Annotated in this window: 17 protein-coding genes; 15 read left to right on the top strand and 2 right to left on the bottom strand. The window is 67.0% G+C overall.

The window, feature by feature from the left end:
* Positions 1-100 precede the first annotated feature (100 nt).
* From dnaA to gyrB, 7 genes are all read left to right on the top strand, one after another.
* Positions 101-1525 (top strand): chromosomal replication initiator protein DnaA, encoded by a 1425-nt coding sequence (gene dnaA / locus AC2ITM_RS00005; RefSeq protein ID WP_486467787.1) that lies wholly within the window; start codon positions 101-103, stop codon positions 1523-1525.
* Positions 1526-1683: 158 nt separating this feature from the next.
* A complete protein-coding gene (locus AC2ITM_RS00010; RefSeq protein WP_486467788.1) occupies positions 1684-2481 on the top strand; it encodes a PhzF family phenazine biosynthesis protein in 798 nt (265 codons plus the stop codon).
* A 126-nt stretch (positions 2482-2607) separates the two neighbouring features.
* A complete protein-coding gene (gene dnaN / locus AC2ITM_RS00015) occupies positions 2608-3726 on the top strand; it encodes a DNA polymerase III subunit beta (protein ID WP_486467789.1) in 1119 nt (372 codons plus the stop codon).
* A 78-nt stretch (positions 3727-3804) separates the two neighbouring features.
* Entirely contained in the window at positions 3805-4917 is a 1113-nt protein-coding gene (gene recF, locus AC2ITM_RS00020) for a DNA replication/repair protein RecF (protein ID WP_486467790.1), read from the top strand.
* Positions 4918-4919: 2 nt separating this feature from the next.
* The gene (locus AC2ITM_RS00025; RefSeq protein WP_486469455.1) at positions 4920-5351 is read left to right on the top strand and encodes a VOC family protein; all 432 of its coding nucleotides are present in this window, start codon (positions 4920-4922) and stop codon (positions 5349-5351) included.
* On the top strand, positions 5348-5968 hold the full coding sequence (locus tag AC2ITM_RS00030) for a LysE family translocator (protein WP_486467791.1): 621 nt from the start codon (positions 5348-5350) through the stop codon (positions 5966-5968). The genes AC2ITM_RS00025 and AC2ITM_RS00030 overlap by 4 nt, the downstream gene beginning before the upstream one ends.
* Before the next feature lie 174 nt (positions 5969-6142).
* Positions 6143-8560, top strand: coding sequence for a DNA topoisomerase (ATP-hydrolyzing) subunit B (gene gyrB / locus AC2ITM_RS00035; RefSeq protein ID WP_486467792.1), 2418 nt, complete (start codon positions 6143-6145; stop codon positions 8558-8560).
* Between the two features lie 66 nt (positions 8561-8626).
* Here gyrB and AC2ITM_RS00040 read toward each other — a convergent pair whose 3' ends face one another.
* Both AC2ITM_RS00040 and AC2ITM_RS00045 read right to left on the bottom strand, forming a co-directional pair.
* Positions 8627-9127 carry an HD domain-containing protein gene (locus AC2ITM_RS00040; protein WP_486467793.1) on the bottom strand — a complete coding sequence of 167 codons (501 nt, stop codon included), beginning with the start codon at positions 9125-9127 and terminating at the stop codon, positions 8627-8629.
* A 311-nt stretch (positions 9128-9438) separates the two neighbouring features.
* Positions 9439-10443 carry a pirin family protein gene (locus AC2ITM_RS00045; RefSeq protein ID WP_486467794.1) on the bottom strand — a complete coding sequence of 335 codons (1005 nt, stop codon included), beginning with the start codon at positions 10441-10443 and terminating at the stop codon, positions 9439-9441.
* 117 nt (positions 10444-10560) lie between these two features.
* Between AC2ITM_RS00045 and AC2ITM_RS00050 the strand changes: the two genes are divergently transcribed.
* The 8 genes from AC2ITM_RS00050 to AC2ITM_RS00085 all read left to right on the top strand — a co-directional run bounded on the left by AC2ITM_RS00050 (position 10561) and on the right by AC2ITM_RS00085 (position 19338).
* Complete coding sequence (locus tag AC2ITM_RS00050) at positions 10561-11211, top strand: CerR family C-terminal domain-containing protein (RefSeq protein WP_486467795.1); 651 nt, start codon at positions 10561-10563, stop codon at positions 11209-11211.
* The gene (locus AC2ITM_RS00055) at positions 11211-12155 is read left to right on the top strand and encodes an HlyD family secretion protein (protein WP_486467796.1); all 945 of its coding nucleotides are present in this window, start codon (positions 11211-11213) and stop codon (positions 12153-12155) included. Before AC2ITM_RS00050 ends, AC2ITM_RS00055 begins: the two co-directional genes overlap by 1 nt.
* Positions 12152-13075: an ABC transporter ATP-binding protein gene (locus tag AC2ITM_RS00060; protein WP_486467797.1), complete on the top strand. Its 924-nt coding sequence runs from the start codon at positions 12152-12154 to the stop codon at positions 13073-13075. The genes AC2ITM_RS00055 and AC2ITM_RS00060 overlap by 4 nt, the downstream gene beginning before the upstream one ends.
* Before the next feature lie 115 nt (positions 13076-13190).
* A complete protein-coding gene (locus tag AC2ITM_RS00065; protein WP_486467798.1) occupies positions 13191-14324 on the top strand; it encodes an ABC transporter permease in 1134 nt (377 codons plus the stop codon).
* A 94-nt stretch (positions 14325-14418) separates the two neighbouring features.
* Positions 14419-15003 (top strand): ANTAR domain-containing response regulator, encoded by a 585-nt coding sequence (locus AC2ITM_RS00070; RefSeq protein WP_486467799.1) that lies wholly within the window; start codon positions 14419-14421, stop codon positions 15001-15003.
* Positions 15000-16181: a CmpA/NrtA family ABC transporter substrate-binding protein gene (locus tag AC2ITM_RS00075; protein ID WP_486467800.1), complete on the top strand. Its 1182-nt coding sequence runs from the start codon at positions 15000-15002 to the stop codon at positions 16179-16181. The genes AC2ITM_RS00070 and AC2ITM_RS00075 overlap by 4 nt, the downstream gene beginning before the upstream one ends.
* 283 nt (positions 16182-16464) lie before the next feature.
* On the top strand, positions 16465-17832 hold the full coding sequence (locus AC2ITM_RS00080) for a CmpA/NrtA family ABC transporter substrate-binding protein (protein ID WP_486467801.1): 1368 nt from the start codon (positions 16465-16467) through the stop codon (positions 17830-17832).
* A 423-nt stretch (positions 17833-18255) separates the two neighbouring features.
* On the top strand, positions 18256-19338 hold the full coding sequence (locus tag AC2ITM_RS00085) for an ABC transporter permease (protein ID WP_486467802.1): 1083 nt from the start codon (positions 18256-18258) through the stop codon (positions 19336-19338).
* The last annotated feature ends 4 nt before the right edge of the window (positions 19339-19342 follow it).

The following is a 19342-nucleotide window of genomic DNA, read 5'->3' on the forward strand; positions in this document are numbered from 1 at the left end:
ACGGGGTGGTGTTGTGTTTTCTCGTGGTCGGTGACGTGCAGGGCCCGGATAGGCGCGGGTTGCGGAACGGCGAACGGAAACGGGGGATAAAGAGTTACAGATGACCAGCGACATGTGGGGCGAACTTAAGAAAAATCTCCGTAAATCCGTCGGTGAACACAACTACACGCACTGGATCGCGCCGCTGGAACTGGCGTCGGTCCAGAATGGCGTGGCGACCCTGGCGGCACCCTCCGCCTATATGGGCACCTACGTGCAACGGAACTTCGGCGACCTGATCCTGGGGGAATTCTCTCAGGTCGAGGACAACGTGCGCCGGATCGAATTCAACGTGATCCGCCCGGGCCTGCGCCCCGCCCCGGCGGTCAACAAGAACCAGGCCGTCCCCCCGGCTGCGCCCCATGCCGATTTCGAGGCAGCCGCCCCCGTTGCCGCCGAATCCGCCGGCGTCTCGGCCGAGAACCTCTCGATGCAGGAACGCATGCTGCGTCCGGCGCCGCTTGATCCCAGCTATACCTTCGACAGCTTCGTCGTCGGCAAGCCGAACGAGCTGGCCCATGCCGCCGCGCGCCGCGTCGCCTCGGGTGGCGAGGTCGAGTTCAACCCGCTGTTCCTGTACGGTGGCGTCGGTCTGGGTAAGACCCACCTGATGCACGCCATCGCCTGGGAAATGAAATCCCGCGACCCGAACCTGAACGTCGTCTACCTGTCGGCGGAACAGTTCATGTATCGCTTCGTGCAGGCGCTGCGCGAAAAGAAGATGATGGATTTCAAGTCGCTGTTCCGCAACGTCGACGTGCTGATGGTCGATGACGTGCAGTTCATCGCGGGCAAGGATTCCACCCAGGAGGAATTCTTCCACACTTTCAACGCGCTGGTCGAACACAACAAGCAGATCATCCTGTCGGGCGACTGCGCGCCCAACGAGATCAAGCAGCTGCCCGCCCGCCTGTCGTCGCGGCTGTCCTCGGGGCTGGTGGTCGACCTGCACCCGACCGATTACGAACTGCGCCTGGGCATCCTGCAGTCCAAGGTCGATGCCTTCCAGCTGAAGCACCCGGAAATCGTCGTCGCCGATGGCGTGATGGAATTCCTGGCGCATCGGATCTCGACCAACGTGCGGGTGCTGGAGGGGGCGCTGACGCGTCTGTTCGCCTTCGCCTCGCTGGTCGGCCGAGAGATCACGCTGGAACTGACCCAGGACTGCCTGTCGGATGTGCTGCGCTCGTCCGAGCGCAAGCTGACGATCGAGGAGATCCAGCGCCAGGTGGCCGAGCATTACAACATCCGCCTCAGCGACATGATCGGCCCGAAGCGGCTGCGCAGCTTTGCCCGCCCCCGCCAGGTGGCGATGTACCTGTGCAAGAAGCTGACCCGCCGGTCCCTGCCCGAAATCGGCCGCCGCTTCGGCGGGCGCGACCACACCACCGTCATGCACGGCGTCAAGAAGATCGAGGAGCTGCGCCAGCAGGATGCCCAGATCGCCGATGATCTGGAAATGCTGCGCCGCGCCCTGGAAGAATGACGCGGCAGCCCCATCTTGCCGCAAGGTGAGCACAATTTCCAAGACCCGGTGCGCTTCCCCGCACCGGGTCTTGCGCCTTCGGGGGGCTTTTCCTTGCGGGTCCGCAAGGTGGCCGCTACCCCGGAGGACAGATCACCGCGGGAAAGGAACTCTCATCCATGCGCATGTTCCAGGTCGACGCCTTCTCGGCCGAGCTGTTTTCGGGCAACCCCGCCGGGGTGCTGATCCTGGATGACTGGCTGGACGAGGCCGTCATGCAGTCGATCGCCATGGAAAACAACCAGGCCGAGACCGCCTTTGCCCGCCCCCATGCCGGCGGCGGCTGGGAGCTGCGCTGGTTCACCCCGATGACCGAGGTCGATTTCTGCGGCCATGCGACCCTGGCCACGGCCCATATCCTGACCACCGAATACGGCGCCACCGGTACCCTGTCGTTCGAAACCCGTGCCGGGACGCTGCGCGTGCGCCCGACCCGCGGCGGATACGAGCTGGACCTGCCGGTGCGCCCGCCGGTGCCGCTGCCCGACCCGATACCCGCCAACTGGGCCGAGGCGCTTTCGGACCTGCCGCCGGGCACGCCGCTGTGGCAGAGCCCCGGCAATCTTTTCGCCGAACTGCGCGACCCAGCCGCGGTCCTGGCGTTCCGTCCGAACCTGCCGCGGCTCAGGCTGCTGGCGCCGCTCGGCCTTGTGATCACAGCGCCGGGGACCTCGATCGACTTCGTGTCGCGCTATTTCGTGCCCGGATCGGGCATCGACGAGGACCCGGTGACGGGCTCGACCCATGCGACGCTGGTGCCGCTCTGGGCGGAACGGCTGGGGCGCATGCGGCTGACCGCAGCCCAGCTGTCGGCCCGTGGCGGCCAGATCGCCTGCCGGCTGGAAGGCGACCGTGTCTTCCTGGAAGGTCAGGCCGTAACCTACATGGATGCCATGTTGCGGATCATGCCTGCCTGACGCCGGCAGACGGCAGGACATGGCCCGTTTTCCTGACGGAAGTTCAAGAAACCCGTTGTATCGGCCCACAAAACGGGTAGCTTTCCGGTCCCGGCACGGGGTCGGGACGGGAACAGGATGGAAACGATGAAATTCAGCATTGAGCGCGCGGTTCTCCTGAAGGCGGTCGCCCAGGCGCAATCCGTGGTCGAACGGCGGAACACGATTCCGATCCTGGCGAACGTGCTGATCGAGGCCGAGGGCGCCGACGTGCAGTTCCGCGCCACCGACCTGGATATCGAGGTCGTCGACAAGGCCCCCGCCATGGTCGAGCACGCCGGTGCCACCACCGTTTCCGCCAGCATCCTGCACGAGATCGTCCGCAAGCTGCCCGACGGCGCCATGGTCACGCTGTCCGAGGAGGCGGGCGCGGGCCGGCTGGTGGTGCAGGCGGGGCGCTCGATGTTCAACCTGGCGACCCTGCCGAAAGAGGACTTCCCGGTGATGGCCTCGTCGGAATATGCCTCCAGCTTCAAGGCGATGGCGCCAGTGCTGCGGCGGCTGTTCGACAAGGCCAAGTTCGCCATCTCGACCGAGGAAACGCGCTATTATCTGAACGGCGTCTACATGCATGTGGCCGAGGCCGAGGACGGCAGGGTGCTGCGCTGCGTGGCCACCGACGGCCACCGCCTGGCGCGCATCGACGCCCCCCTGCCCGAAGGCGCCGAGGACATGCCCGGCGTGATCGTGCCGCGCAAGACCGTGGGCGAGCTGCGCAAGCTGCTGGATGATGACGAGCTGGAGGTCGAGGTCTCGGTCTCGGAAACCAAGATCCGCTTTGCGACGCCGCAGATCAGCCTGACCTCGAAGGTGATCGACGGGACCTTCCCGGACTATTCCCGCGTCATCCCGATGAACAACACCCGCCGCCTGGAGGTCGATGCCAGCGAATTCGCCAAGGCCGTCGATCGGGTGGCGACCGTCAGCAGCGAGCGTTCGCGCGCCGTGAAGCTGAGCCTGGATGAAGACCGGCTGATCCTGTCGGTGAATGCCCCGGATTCGGGTGCCGCCGAGGAAGAGCTGGCCGTGGCCTATGGCGACGAACGGCTGGAGATCGGGTTCAACGCGAAATACCTGCTGGAGATCGCCAGCCAGGTCGATCGCGAGAACGCGGTGTTCCTGTTCAACTCGTCCGGCGATCCGACGCTGATGCGCGAGGGCAATGACCTGAGCGCGGTCTACGTCGTCATGCCGATGCGCGTCTGAGGCAGCTGATTTCGCCCCTTGCGGGGCGAAGCCTCCGGCGGAGGTATTTTTCAACAAGAAAATGAAGGGGCGGGTCCCGTGGGGAAGCTTTGCCTGACCCGGCTGGATCTGTCTCATTTCCGTTCGTGGCGGCAGGGATCGATCCATGCCGATGGCCGGCCCGTGGCCCTGTGGGGGCCGAATGGCGCGGGCAAGACCAACGTGCTGGAAGCGGTATCGATGTTCTCGCCGGGGCGGGGGCTGCGGCGGGCGCTGGCGGAGGATCTGTCGCGGCGCCCCGAGGGGCTGGGCTGGCGGCTGTCGGGGATCCTGAGATCGCTGCACCAGGTGCACGAGGTCGAGATGCGCGCCGAGCCGGGGCAGAACCGGACCTTGCGGATCGACGACAAGGCGGCGGCGCAGGTGGCGCTTGGTCGGGTGGCGCGAGTGCTGTGGCTGGTGCCCGCGATGGACCGGCTGTGGATCGAGGCGGCCGAGGGACGGCGGCGGTTCCTGGATCGCATGGTGCTGAGCATCGTGCCGGGCCATGCGGAGGTGTCTCTGGTCTATGAAAAGGCGATGCGGGAGCGCAACCGGCTGCTGCGCGACGGGGTGCAGGATGCCGCCTGGTATCTGGCGCTGGAACGGCAGATGGCCGAGGCGGGCGCCGAGATCCAGTCGAACCGCCTGCGCGCCCTGCAACTGATCGCCGAGGCCACCGAGGAAGCCGAAACCGCCTTTCCCGCCCCCGACCTTTCCCTGAGCCATCCCGAGGGCGAGATGCCCCTGGCCGAGGACGACCTGCGCACGGCCCTGGCCGAGGGGCGCCGGCGCGACATGGCCGTGGGCCGCACGCTGGCGGGGCCGCATCGTGTCGACCTGGAGGCCACCTGGCGGGCCAAGGGGATTCCCGCCCGGGAGGCTTCGACCGGGGAACAGAAGGCGCTTTTGGTCAGCCTGATCCTGGCCAATGCCCGGGGACTGGCGCGGGATTTCGGTGCCCCGCCGATCCTGTTGCTGGACGAGGTCGCGGCCCATCTTGACGCAGGCCGCCGCGCCGCTCTCTATGACGAGGTCTGCGCGCTTGGGGCCCAGGCCTGGATGACCGGCACGGGCCCCGAGCTGTTCACCGGCCTGGGTGATCGCGCGCAGTACCTGGAAATCACCGATACCGCCGGCGAAAGCCGTGCCGAGCCAAGGACCGCCGCATGAGCCTGCCCGCACAGCGCATCAGCCTTGTCACACTGGGAGTTGCGGACCTTGCACGCGCCCGGCGCTTCTACGGTGCGCTTGGCTGGATCCCGGTCAACACGGCACCGGGCGTCTGCTTCTACCAGCTCGACGGTATGGGACTGGCGCTCTTCGGGCTGCAGGACCTGGCGCAGGATCAGGGACGCCCCGACGTGCCTCTCGGCACCGGCGCCGCGACGCTGGCGCAGAACTTTGCCGACCGTCCCGCGGTCGATGCCGCCTGGACCCAGGCCCTGGACGCCGGCGCCACCGCCCTGAAACCCCCGGCCGAGGTCTTCTGGGGCGGATATTCCGGCTATTACACCGATCCCGACGGCCATGTCTGGGAGATTGCCCACAACCCCTTCTGGCCGCTGGACGACACCGGTCGCCTGACGATTCCGAGGCCGGAATGACCATCACCCCCTGGGAACTGGCGCTCTACGCGGGGGGCCTTCTGGTGTTGTTCCTGACCCCGGGCCCGGTCTGGCTCGCGCTGATCGCGCGCACGCTCGCGGGCGGGTTCCCTGCCGCCTGGCCGCTGGCCCTGGGCGTCACCCTGGGCGATGCGCTCTGGCCGCTGCTGGCCACGCTCGGCATCAGCTGGCTGGTTTCCGAGGTGCACGGCATCCTGATCGTCCTGCGGCTGCTCGGCGCGGCGATGTTCCTCTTCATGGGGATCCGGCTGCTGCGCCATGCCGACCGCGGGATTTCCACCGACAGCCGCCTGATGCGTCCCGGCCAGTGGGCGGGCTTTGCCGCCGGCGTTGCGGTGATCCTGGGCAACCCGAAGGCGATCCTCTTCTACATGGGCATCCTGCCGGGCTTCTTCGACCTGACCCGCATCACCGCCCCCGACATCGCCGCCATCGTCGCCCTGTCAATGCTGGTCCCCTTCCTCGGCAACCTGATCTTCGCGACCCTGGTGCACCGCCTGCGCGCGCGCCTGACGACCCCAGGCTGGATCACCCGCATCAACCGCACCGCGGGCCTGCTGATGCTGCTCGTGGGCCTCGTCATCCCCTTCACCTGAACCCATTTTCTTGTCGAAAAATACCTCCGCCGGAGGCTTCGCCCCGCAGGGGCGAATCCCCCGCGCAACACCCCCCGCAAGACCCCGCCCGGGGGGCCGAAACACGTGTCAGCGACGTGACATTGCCGCGCCCAACGGATATAACTTGGGCAAAGTGAGAAGGATGCCCGACGCATGGCGGAAGCCCAACAGACCCAGCCGACATACGACGCAGATTCCATCAAGGTTCTCAAAGGCCTGGATGCCGTCCGCAAGCGTCCTGGCATGTATATCGGCGACACGGATGACGGCTCTGGCCTGCATCACATGATCTACGAGGCCGTCGACAACGGCATCGACGAGGCGCTGGCCGGCCATGCCGACCGCGTGACCGTCACGATCCATGCCGACAACTCGGTTTCGGTGCGCGACAACGGCCGCGGCATTCCCACCAACATCCACCCCGAGGAAGGCGTTTCCGCGGCCGAGGTCATCATGACCCAGCTGCACGCCGGCGGTAAGTTCGACCAGAACTCCTACAAGGTGTCGGGCGGCCTGCACGGCGTCGGCATTTCGGTGGTGAACGCGCTGTCGGACTGGCTGGAACTGCGGATCTGGCGCGACGGCAAGGAGCATTACGTCCGCTTCGAGCATTCCCAGACCGTCGCTCCCCTGAAGGTCGTCGGCGAGGCCGAGGGCCAGAAGGGCACCGAGGTCCGCTTCCTGTCCTCGGACAAGACCTTCTCGAACCTCGACTACGATTACAACACGCTGGAAAAGCGCCTGAGGGAACTCGCCTTCCTGAACTCGGGCGTGCGGATCCTGCTGGAGGATCACCGCCCGGCGCAATCCCTGCACAGCGAGCTGTACTATGACGGCGGTGTGCGGGAATTCGTGAAATACCTCGACCGCTCCAAGACCTCGGTCATGAGCGAACCGATCTTCATCACCGGCGAAAAGGACGGCATCGGCGTCGAGGTCGCGATGTGGTGGAACGACAGCTACAATGAAATGGTGCTGCCCTTCACCAACAACATCCCGCAGCGCGACGGCGGCACGCACCTGGCGGGCTTCCGCGCCGCGCTGACCCGGACGCTGACCAAATACGCCCAGGAAAGCGGGATCGCGAAAAAGGAAAAGATCGCCTTCAGCGGGGATGACGCCCGCGAAGGCCTGACCTGCGTGCTCTCGGTCAAGGTGCCGGATCCCAAATTCTCGTCCCAGACCAAGGACAAGCTTGTCTCGTCCGAGGTTCGCCCCGTGGTCGAAAGCCTGGTGAACGAAAAGCTGTCTGAGTGGTTCGAAGAGAATCCCAACGAAGCCAAGATCATCGTCGGCAAGATCATCGAGGCCGCGCTGGCCCGCGAGGCCGCCCGCAAGGCCCGCGAACTGACCCGCCGCAAGACCGCGCTCGACGTGAACTTCCTGGCGGGCAAGCTCAAGGACTGCTCCGAGAAGGACGCCACCAAGACCGAGGTTTTCCTGGTGGAGGGCGACTCGGCCGGTGGTTCGGCCCAGACGGGCCGTGACCGGCGCACCCAGGCCGTGCTGCCCCTGCGCGGCAAGATCCTGAACGTGGAACGCGCCCGCTTCGACCGGATGCTGTCCTCGGCCGAGATCGGCAACCTGGTGATGGCGCTCGGCACCGGCATCGGCCGCGATGAATTCAACATCGAGAAGCTGCGTTACCACAAGGTCGTCATCATGACGGACGCCGACGTTGACGGCGCCCACATCCGCACCCTGCTGCTGACCTTCTTCTACCGCCAGATGCCGCAGCTGATCGAAGGCGGCTATCTCTACATTGCGCAGCCGCCGCTTTACAAAGCGTCGCGCGGCAAGTCCGAGGTCTACCTGAAGGACCAGGCCGCGATGGACGACTTCCTGGTCGACCACGGCATCGACGGCACGGTGCTGCGTCTTGGCAATGGCTCGGAACTGGCGGGTCAGGACCTGCGCGACGTGGTCGAGAAGGCCCGGCAGCTGAAGCGCGTCCTGGATGCCTTCCCGACCCATTACCAGCGCCACATCCTGGAACAGGCCGCCATTGCCGGGGCCTTCGTGCCGGGCGCGGTGGATGCCGACCTGCAGGGCGTCGCCACCAAGGTGGCTGCGCGCCTCGACCAGATCGCCCTGGAATACGAGCGCGGCTGGACCGGCCGCATCACCCAGGACAAGGGCATCCGCCTGGCCCGCATCCTGCGCGGCGTCGAAGAGGTCCGCACTCTGGATGGTCACATGCTGCGCTCGGGCGAGGCGCGCCGCACCGGGTCTTTCACCCGCGCCCTGCAAGAGGTCTACACGACCCCCGCCACGCTGGTGCGCAAAGACAAGAGCCAGGTCATCCACGGGCCGCTGCAACTGCTGCGTGCCATCCTGTCGGAAGGCGAGAAGGGCCTGTCGATCCAGCGCTACAAGGGCCTGGGCGAAATGAACCCCGACCAGCTGTGGGAAACCACGCTGGACCCCGATGCCCGCACCCTGCTGCAGGTCCGCATCGAGGACATGGCCGAGGCGGACGACCTGTTCACCAAGCTGATGGGCGACGTCGTGGAACCCCGGCGCGAGTTCATCCAGCAGAACGCCCTCAACGTCGAGAACCTCGACTTCTGAGGCGTTCCGCCCCCCGAAACGCAGAACGCCAGCCTTCCGGCTGGCGTTTCCATTTGTTCCGACGGTTCAGGCCTCGATCCAGAGGCCGTCGTTGTAGACCAGCCGCGGCGGCGGCCCCCAGCGGGACAGTTCGGGTCGGACGCTCTCCAGGCGGCGCAGCATGGCGCCGTAGCGCTTCTTGTCGCGCGCAGCCTGTTCGGGATCGTGCAGCAGGTGGATCTTGCCAAAGTTGTCGCGGCAGTCGGCATATTTGGCCAGCAGGGCCAGCTCGTTCTGCAGGACCCTCGGCAAATAGTCCAAATCGTAATCTTCCCCCCTTCGGCGCGACACCGCATCAACCCCGTTGCGCACTGTCTCTCCGAAACGCTCCCCGATCTCCCCCAGGGTGACACCGCAGTCTTCCACGGCATCATGCAGGTAGCCCACGGCCTCGTATTCCCAACCGTAATCTGCCAGCATCTGGCCCACGTGGATCACGTGCGCCGCGTAGTCCTTTCCGAACTTGTCGATCTGTCCGTCGTGCAGTTCAATTGCAAAGTCACGCGCCGTGCGCGCTGAATCGTACATCTCCGGCACCTCCTCTGGAACAGGATGGCAGGGGGCAGATGTTTGTCACGTCCATATTTCAATGGCATGTACAGGGCGCAAGGCAGGGTTGATCGCAGCGCCGCAGCTCGGTGACGCGGGGGCAGAATCGGGGCCGATCCTGCAACTTTTCGACGTTTCCGGCAGGGGCCCCGCCTGCGGCACAACGGCCCCGGCACGGCCCCGTCCAAAGCCTGCCCCCTGTCACGGCGAATCACCTGACCGTCAGAAAAGCGCCCCTTGCCCCAAGCCGCGAGCAGACAGAACGTCGCCTGCCGCAACGGCACCCAACCTCAGGCGCCCGTTCCACGGGCAGAGGGATCGCGGGCACCGGCCCGCATCGGCGTCATCCGCCCCGGCGCGGCCGGCGGCTGGGGGATGAAGTCCTGCGTATCGCCCGGCGGCAGGCGGAACAGCCCCCGCCCCCAGTCGGCCCGCGCCCAGTCGATCCGGGCCGCCTCGATCCGGTCGGCGCTGGACGAGACGAAGTTCCACCAGATGTAGCGCGGCCCGTTCAGCGTCGCACCGCCCAACACCAGCAGGCGGGCACCCTCGGGACCGGCGCGCAGGCTGATCGCGTCGCCCGGGCGGAACACCATCATCTGCCCCGGCCCAAAGGTATCCCCCGCCACGCTCACCTGTCCTGAAACGACATGCACGCCGCGGTCCTCGTGATCGTCGGGCAGCGGGGCGGCACGGCCGGGATCCAGCCGCACGTCCAGATAGAACGCCTCGGAAAACAGCGTCACCGGCGCCCGTTCACCAAAGGCCTGCCCCAGGATCAGCCGGGCGCGGATGCCCTCGGCCTCCAGCAGGGGCAGGGCGTCGCGGCTGCGGTGTTCGAAGAAGGGGTCGCTGTCCTCGCGATCCTCGGGCAGGGCGATCCAGGTCTGGATGCCGTGCAGGGCACGGGGGCCGAAGGCCTCGACGCTGGGGCTGCGTTCGGAATGGCTGACGCCCCGGCCGGCCATCATCCAGTTCACCTCGCCCGGCAGGATCAGCTGGTCCGAGCCGATGGAATCGCGGTGATGAAAGCTGCCCTGAAACAGGTAGGTCACGGTGCCAAGACCGATATGGGGATGCGGACGGATATCGATCCGTTCGCCGGTCAGCAGTTCCGCCGGGCCCATCTGGTCGAAGAAGATGAAGGGGCCGACCATCTGACGCCGCGGCGCGGGCAAGGCGCGGCGCACCTCAAAGCCTTCGATGTCGCGGGCGCGCGGCACCAGCACGGTCTGAAGCGCGGCCCGGTCAAGCGCGTCCGGGTCGGTCAGCATCAGATCTGGGTTCCAGCTCATGTCATCGGTCCTCCTGCCCCGGAAAGGTACGCCCTTTCGACCGCGGGGAAAGGGCCCGAAGCGCAGCGACATTGTGCGCCCTTGCTTTAAATCAATCGATTGATTTAACCTACAGACATGACAGATGTGCCCCCGCCCCCCGATGACACCCGCGCCCGCCTGATCCTGGCCGGGCTGAAGCTGTTCGGCCGCGACGGCTATGTGGCGACCTCGACCCGGGGGTTGGCGAAGGAGGCGGGGGCGAACATCTCGGCCATCGCCTATCACTTCGGCGGCAAGGCGGGGCTGCAGGACGCCTGCCTGACCGCCGTGGCCGAACACATCGACCGCGTTGCCGGCCCCGCGCTGGACATGCCCCTGCCCCCCGACATTGCCCGCGCCCGGCTGCATGCAATGATCGCCGCGATAACGCGGTTCCTGGTCACCGCCCCCGCCGCACCAGAGCTGGCGGCCTTCGTGCTGCGCCAGGTGCAGGAACCGGGCGCGGGCGCCGACCGCCTTTATGACCGGATCTTCGAACGTCGCCACGGCGAGCTTTGCGCGCTGTGGTCCGCCGTCACCGGCCAGCCCGCCGACAGCGATCAGGTGCGGCTGCGCTGCTTCACCCTGCTGGGACAGATCATCTATTTCCGCATCGCCCAGCGGCTGATCACCCGGCGCCTGGGCTGGGACACCTTCGGCGAGGACCAGGCCCGCGCCATTGCCGCGACGCTGGCCGGGAACCTCGATGCGATGCTCGATCAGGCGCTTTCGGAAAGGGACACCTGATGATCCTGTGCCAGATCCCGCTGCTGGCGGGGCTGCTGTCGGCCTGCACCCCCGCCCCCTTCGCCACCGGCTATGTCGAGGGCGACTATACCCTGATCGCCCCGATCGAGACGGCGCAGATCCGGGCGCTGTCGGTCGCCCGCGGCACCCGCGTCCGGGCCGGTGACCTGCTGGTGCAGATGGAGGACCGTGACGCCACCATCGCCCTGAAACAGGCCCAGGCCAGCCTGGCGCAGGCGCAGTCCTCGCTGGCCGATCTGCAGCAGGGCAAGCGCCCCGAAGAGATCCGCGTGCTCGAGGCGACGCTGGCGCAGGCCCGGGCCCAGGCCGAGGAGGCCGACCGTCAGCAGGCCCGGTTGCAGAAACTGGCCGAGCGCGGCGCCGCCACCCAGGCCGACCGCGATGATGCGGTGACCGCCGCCCAGGTGGCCCATGCCGCCGTTGCCCAGGCGCAGGCCAGCCTGTCCGTCGGCCGCCTGCCCGCGCGTCCGCAGGAAATCGCCGCCGCCGAGGCCACTGTCGACGGCGCGCAGGCTGCCCGCGACAAGGCCGCCTGGTCACTGGACCAGCGCCAGCTGCATGCCCCTGCCGCTGGCGTCATTGACGACGTGATCCGCACCGCAGGAGAACTGGCCGGCCCCTCGGCGCCGGTGCTGTCGATGCTGGCGGATGGCGCGGTGAAGCTGCGCCTCTACGTGCCGGAACCCGGCATCGCGCAGATCCACCCCGGCAGCCTTCTGGATGTCGAATGCGATGGCTGCGCGGCGGGGATGCAGGCGCGGGTCAGCTATGTCGCGGACGGGCCGGAATTCACCCCTCCGGTGATCTACTCGCTGCAGAACCGCCAGAAGCTGGTCTATCTGGTCGAGGCCCTGCCCACCGCCGAAAGCCCCCTGAAACCCGGCCAGATCGTCAGCGTCACCCTGCCCGGAGGCGGATCATGAGCGATCCTGCGATCTCGGTCCGGGGGCTGACCAAGCGCTTCGGCACCCGCACGGTGGTCGACGACGTGACGCTGCAGGTCGCCCGGGGCGAGATCGCGGGTTTCCTCGGGCCCAACGGCTCGGGCAAGACGACGACGATCCGGCTGATGTGCGGCCTGCTGACCCCCGATGCGGGCGAAGGCCGCGTGCTGGGCCGCGACATCCGCCGCGAGGGCCGCGCGATCAAGCGCGAGGTGGGCTACATGACCCAACGGTTCTCGTTCTACGAAGACCTGACGATCGAGGAGAACCTGCGTTTCGTCGCGGGCCTCTACGATCTGCACCCGGCGCGGGCCGTGGTCCGCGACACGCTTGCGGACCTGGGGCTCGGCTCCCGCAAGGATCAGCTGGCCGGATCGCTCTCGGGCGGCTGGAAGCAGCGTCTGGCGCTGGCGGCTTGCATCATGCACAAGCCCCGGCTGCTGCTGCTCGATGAACCCACCGCCGGGGTCGACCCCAAGGCGCGGCGCGAGTTCTGGGATGAAATCCATGCGCTGGCGGGCGACGGGCTGACGGTGCTGGTCTCGACCCATTACATGGACGAGGCCGAACGCTGCCACCGCATCAACTACATCGCCTATGGCCGGCTGGTGGCCCATGGCACCGTGGCCCAGGTCGTGCAGGATGCGGGCCTGACCACCTTCCTGCTGACCGGCCCGGCCGTGGCCGAGGCCGCCCGGCTGCTGAAGGGCCGCCCCGGCGTCGAACAGATCGCCCCCTTCGGCGCCACGCTGCACGTCGTCGGCAGCGACGCCGTGCAACTCAGGGCCAGCGCCAGCGCGGTCGCGACACAGACCGGCACCACCCTCACCCCCGCCGAAACCAGCCTCGAGGACGTGTTCATCCGCCTCATGGGCCAGTCGCGGGACAACATGGCATGAGGCGCCCCGGCCGCCACCCGCGCCGGGGGCGCAGCCCCCGACGCCCCGGGCCCGCTCGATGCGGGGCCGGGGCGTCCCCCCGCCACACCTGCGCCCCGCAGAAGGCACACCGCGGATGAGATACTTGTTTTCCCTGACCCGCCTGATGGCGCTGCTGCGCAAGGAACTGATCCAGATGCGCCGCGACCGGCTGACCTTCGGGATGATGCTGGGCCTGCCGCTGCTGCAGCTGATGCTGTTCGGCTTCGCCATCAACACCGACCCCAAGCAACTGCCCGCAGCCCTCGTTGCCCCCACCGAAGACCGCTTTACCCGCGCCATGGTCAGCGCGCTGGAACTGACCGGCTATTACCGCTTCACCTATCCCCACGCGACCGCCGACCAGGCGGAACGGCTGATCTCCGAAGGCGCGGTCTCCTTCGTCGTCACCGTGCCCTCGGATTTCGGCCGCCGGGTCGAACGCGGCGATCATCCGCAGATCCTGATCGAAGCCGATGCCACAGACCCCTCGGTCGCCTCGGGCGCGATCTCGACCCTCTCGACCGTCGCCACCCAGGCCCTCCAGCGCGAAACCGGCACCACCACCACCCCCGAGGAAGAGGCCGCCCAGCTCTCGGTCATCGTGCACCGCCGCTACAACCCCGAGGGCATTTCCCAGTACAACATCGTCCCGGGCCTGCTGGGGGTGATCCTGCAGCTGACCATGGTGATGATGACCGCCATGGCCCTGACCCGCGAGACCGAGCGCGGCACCATGGAAAACCTGCTATCGATGCCCGCCACCCCGCTGGAAATCATGCTGGGCAAGATCCTGCCCTATCTGGCCGTCGGCGCGGTGCAGGTCATGGTGGTGCTGGTGGCCGCGCGCGCGGTCTTCGGCGTGCCCTTCATGGGGGCGCTGTGGTTGATCCTGCTGGGCGTGCTGATCTTCGTTCTGGCGCTGGTGATTCTGGGCTACCTGATCTCGACCCTGGCGCGGACCCAGATGCAGGCGATGCAGCTGACGTTCTTCTTCTTCCTGCCCTCGCTGATGCTGTCGGGCTTCATGTTCCCGTTCCGCGGCATGCCGCCCTGGGCGCAATGGCTGGGCGAGGTCTTTCCCCTGACGCATTTCCTGCGGCTGATCCGCTCGGTCATGCTGAAGGGGGCGGGGCTGTCGGACGTCGCAGGCCCGCTCTGGGCGCTGACGCTGTTCGTGGTGCTGCTGGCGGGGGCGGCGCTGCTGCGCTTCCGCCGCACACTCGACTGATGCTGCTTGGAAATTGGGCGGTCTGGCCGGAATTTGCGGCACAGACCGAACCGCTGCCTTTACTTCCCTGACGCAAGGACCCCATCTGCGAAGCATGGCAGAAAAGCTTTCCATCATCGTCGTCGAAGCCGACCGGGACCGTGCCCTGCTGATCGTCGACAGCCTGCGCGCGGCCGGCGATTACGACATCCATGTCATCGCGGAAACCACCGGGCTGGCGCGCTCGATCCGCAACCACAATCCCGACATGGTGCTGATCGACATCGCCAACCCGTCGCGCGACATGATGGAGGAACTGACGCTGGCCTCTGGCCCGCTGGACCGCCCCGTCGCCATGTTCGTCGACCAGACCGACGACAGCCTGACCCGCGCCGCGATCGAGGCCGGCGTCTCGGCCTATGTGGTGGCCGGCATGGCGCCCGACCGGGTGAAACCGGTGCTGGATGCCGCCGTGGCGCGCTTCAACATGTTCCAGCGGATGCGCACCGAACTGGCCGCCACCAAGAAGGCCCTGGAAGAGCGCAAGGTGATCGACCGCGCCAAGGGCATGCTGATGAAGGCCCGCGGCGTCGGCGAGGACGAGGCCTATGCCCTGCTGCGCAAGGCCGCCATGGACCAGGGCCGCCGCGTGGCCGAGGTCGCCCAGGCGCTGGTCACCGCCGCGGGGCTGCTTGGATGAAAGGCACGACGCTCTCCCTGGGCTTCATTGCCCTTGTCGATTCCGCCCCCCTCGTGGTGGCGCAGGAGATGGGCTTTGCCGCCGAGGAAGGCCTGGCGCTGGACCTGATCCGCGCCCCCTCCTGGTCCAGCCTGCGCGACATGCTGGTCTATGGCCGGATCGAAGCGGCGCACATGCTCTCGCCCGTGCCGGTGGCCTCGGCCATGGGGCTGGGGGGCACGGGGGCGGCGCTGTCGGCAGTGTCGGTGCTGAACGTCAACGGCAATGTCATCGGGGTCTCGAACGCGCTGGCGCAGCGGCTGCGCGACGTCGGCCATGATTTCGCCTTCAACGATGCCCGCGCCGCGGGGCTGGCGCTGATGGCCGCGAAACCCGCCGACACTGCCCTGCGCATCGGTGTGCCCTTCCCCTTCTCGATGCATGCGGAACTGCTGTACTACTGGCTGAATTCCGTGGGCCTGCCGGCGCCCCAGGGCGTGCTGATCCGCACCATCCCCCCGGCGCTGATGGCCGATGCCATGGCCGCAGGCGAGCTTGACGCCTTCTGCGTCGGCGAGCCCTGGGGCTCGATCACCGTGGAAAACGCCGCGGGCGAGCTGCTGCTGCCGGGCCGCGCGATCTGGGAATTCGCCCCCGAGAAGGTCCTGGCCACCCGCACCGACTGGGCCGAACGCGAGGACGAGCTGCTGGGCCGGCTGATCCGGGCCGTCTGGCGCGCCGGGCGCTGGCTGGCGGCCCCGGAATCGAAAAGCCTGACCGCCGAGATCCTGGCCCGCCCCGAATATCTGAACATGCCGGCCGAGATCCTGGACCGCGCCCTGTCGGGCCGCCTGACCATCAATCCCCGCGGCGAGATGCGCCATGTGCCGGGCTTCGTCGGCTTTCACCGCGGCTGTGCGACCTTCCCCTGGCGCAGCCAGGCGGAATGGATCGCCCTGCAGCTGGCCAGCCGCACCGGGCTGGACCGCGACCAGGCGCTGCGGGCCGGGCGCGCCTCGTTCCGCACCGACCTGCACCGCGCCGCCCTGGCTGGCACCGAGGCCGACCTGCCCGGCGCCTCGATGAAGATCGAGGGCGCCCTGGCGCAGGAGACCGCCATCGCCTCGGCCTCGGGCAGCCTGTCGCTTCTGCCCGACCAGTTTTTCGACGGCCACATTTTTGAGCCCCAGGGCAAATAGGCGCCCATGAAATAGACGCGGTTGGGCGCAGCTTTCGGAATCTTGCGAAATCTGCCCCCGCGGCAAGCCAGACCGTTTGCCAAGGCCCCGCGAATCCGTTTTATAGAAAGCACAGGCAGGCAATGGCGCCCGCCTAAAGCATTTTCCCACCGATTGGGTTGACTGAGCAGAGCCGCTCGACACGCTGAAACCGCATGGTTTCCGGCGCATGTCGTAGCGGCTTTTCGTGTTTGGCCCGGGTGGATGAAAACAATCCCCGGGCTTCTACTAACGGGGTGAAACTATGAAGAAACTTCTGCTTGGCCTGGGACTGACCACCGCACTGGTCACCCCCGCCTTCGCCGCCACGGCCGACCTGGAAAAGGACGTGCTGACCTTCGGCTTCATCAAGCTGACCGACATGGCCCCGCTGGCCGTGGCCTATGAAAAGGGCTTCTTCGACGACGAGGGCCTCTTCGTCACCCTCGAAGCCCAGGCCAACTGGAAGGTGCTGCTGGATGGCGTGATCTCGGGCACGCTCGATGGCGCGCATATGCTGGCCGGTCAGCCGCTGGCCGCCACCATCGGCTACGGCACCAAGGCGCATATCATCACGCCCTTCTCGATGGACCTGAACGGCAATGCCATCACCGTCTCGAACGAGGTCTGGGACCTGATGAAGCCCGCCCTGCCCGTCGGCACCGACGGCAAGGTCGAGCACCCGATCTCGGCCTCGGCGCTGAAGCCCGTGATCGAAAAGTTCAATTCCGAGGGCAAGCCCTTCAACATGGGCATGGTCTTCCCGGTTTCGACCCACAACTACGAACTGCGCTACTGGCTGGCCGCCGGCGGCATCAACCCCGGCTACTACTCGCCCGAGAACGTCTCGGGGCAGATCGGCGCCCAGGCGCTGCTGTCGGTGACGCCGCCGCCACAGATGCCCGCCACCCTCGAGGCCGGCACCATTTCGGGCTATTGCGTCGGCGAGCCGTGGAACCAGCAGGCCGTTGCCAAGGGCATCGGCGTGCCGGTGATCACCGACAACGAGATCTGGAAGAACAACCCCGAGAAGGTCTTCGGCATCACCGCCGAATTCGCGCAGAAGTACCCGCACACCACCATCGCGATCACCAAGGCGCTGATCCGCGCCGCGATGTGGCTGGACGAGAACAACAACGCCAACCGTCCCGAAGCGGTCAAGATGCTGGCCCAGCCGAACTACGTCGGCGCCGATGCCGATGTCATCGCCAACTCGATGACCGGCACCTTCGAATACGAAAAGGGCGACAAGCGCGCGACCCCCGACTTCAACGTCTTCTTCCGCTACAACGCCAACTATCCCTACTACTCGGATGCGGTCTGGTACCTGACGCAGATGCGCCGCTGGGGCCAGATCCCCGACAGCCATCCCGACAGCTGGTACGATGACGTCGCCAAGTCGGTCTACAAGCCCGAGATCTTCCTGGAAGCCGCCCGCGAACTGGTGGCCGAGGGCAAGGCCAAGGAATCCGACTTCGACTGGACCAGCGACGGCTACAAGGCGCCGACGCCCGCCTCCGACGTGATCGACGGCATCCCCTACGACGGCAAGAAGCCCAATGCCTATATCGACAGCCTGCCCATCGGCCTGAAGGACGACCAGAAGGTCGTCGGCACCGAGATCCAGGGCTGAGATCCGCCTTCCGGGCCACGTTCCGGGCGCCCGCCCGCCCGGGACATCGTAACGAGTACCGGCCGCTCCTTTCCCCGAGGCCCGGCCGCAAGGTTCCAGTGTTCGGCGACGCGGGGGGGGATCCCGCCCCCGCGTCGCAGTTTACCAGTGAAGGTGCCGCCGATGTTCGGACGGCACCGGTTTCCAGGGATGGCCCGGTGTGTTTCCGGTTCCGGGCCGATGTTTCCAGTTCTGCGGGACAGGTCATGCCTCGCCCATTCCGCACCCACGTAACGAGTACGACCGGGCCTTCCGCCGACGGCCCGGTCAGGTTCCACCTTGCGGGATGGCGGGTGGGGCGATGTGCCGAAGGCACGAGCGTCCCCGTCATCCCCCCTTCTTCCCATCTTCACGGGTTCCGCCCGTCAGATCAGAGAGTTGACAATGACCACCGTCGATCCCGATTTTGCACGCGCCCAGGCCCGCGACGCACGGCGCGCCAAGCTTTTCACCACCATCAACACCGCCGACAAATGGTTCCGCGTGCTGGGCATCGCCTGGCTGACCCCGATCCTGAAGGCGCTCGCCGGCGACAACCCGAAGGCCCAGATGAAGGACGTCTGGCGCCTGCTGGGCGTGCCGCTTCTGGCCATCGCCTGCTTCCTGCTGCTCTGGGGGGCGCTGGCGCCCCGCGTGCAGACCTCGCTCGGCGCCGTTCCCGGCCCCGTCCAGGTCTGGGACCAGGCCGTCAGCCTGCATGAAAGCGCCCTGCAGACCGCCGCCGACAAGAAGGCCTTCGAGGCCCGCGTCGCCGCCCGCAACGAAAAGCTGATCGCCGCCGGCAAGGCCGATCAGGTCAAGACCATCCCCTATACCGGCGCGCCCAGCTACTACGAACAGATCTGGACCTCGATCAAGACGGTGTTCTTCGGCTTCCTGGTGGCCTCGGTCGTCGCCATCCCCCTCGGCATCGCCGCAGGTCTCTCGGTCACCGCCAACGCCGCGCTGAACCCGATCATCCAGATCTTCAAGCCGGTCTCGCCGCTTGCGTGGCTGCCCATCGTCACCATGGTCGTCTCGGCGGTCTACACCACCAACGACGGCATGTTCGCGAAATCCTTCCTGGTCTCGGCCATCACCGTGACGCTGTGCTCGCTGTGGCCCACGCTGATCAACACCGCGCTTGGCGTGGCCTCGATCGACAAGGACCTGATCTCGGTTTCCAAGGTCCTCAAGATGGGCACCTGGCAGAAGATCACCAAGCTGGTTCTGCCCTCGGCCCTGCCGCTGATCTTCACCGGGCTGCGTCTGTCGCTGGGTGTGGGCTGGATGGTGCTGATCGCCGCCGAGATGCTGGCCCAGAACCCCGGCCTTGGCAAATTCGTCTGGGATGAATTCCAGAACGGCTCGTCCTCCTCGCTCGCCAAGATCATGGTCGCGGTCTTCACCATCGGCATCATCGGCTTCCTGCTCGATCGCGTGATGTTCGCCCTGCAGTCCCTCTTCACCTTCTCGAACAACCGGTGATCCC

The organism is Pseudooceanicola sp. NS-SX9 (genome assembly GCF_057380705.1).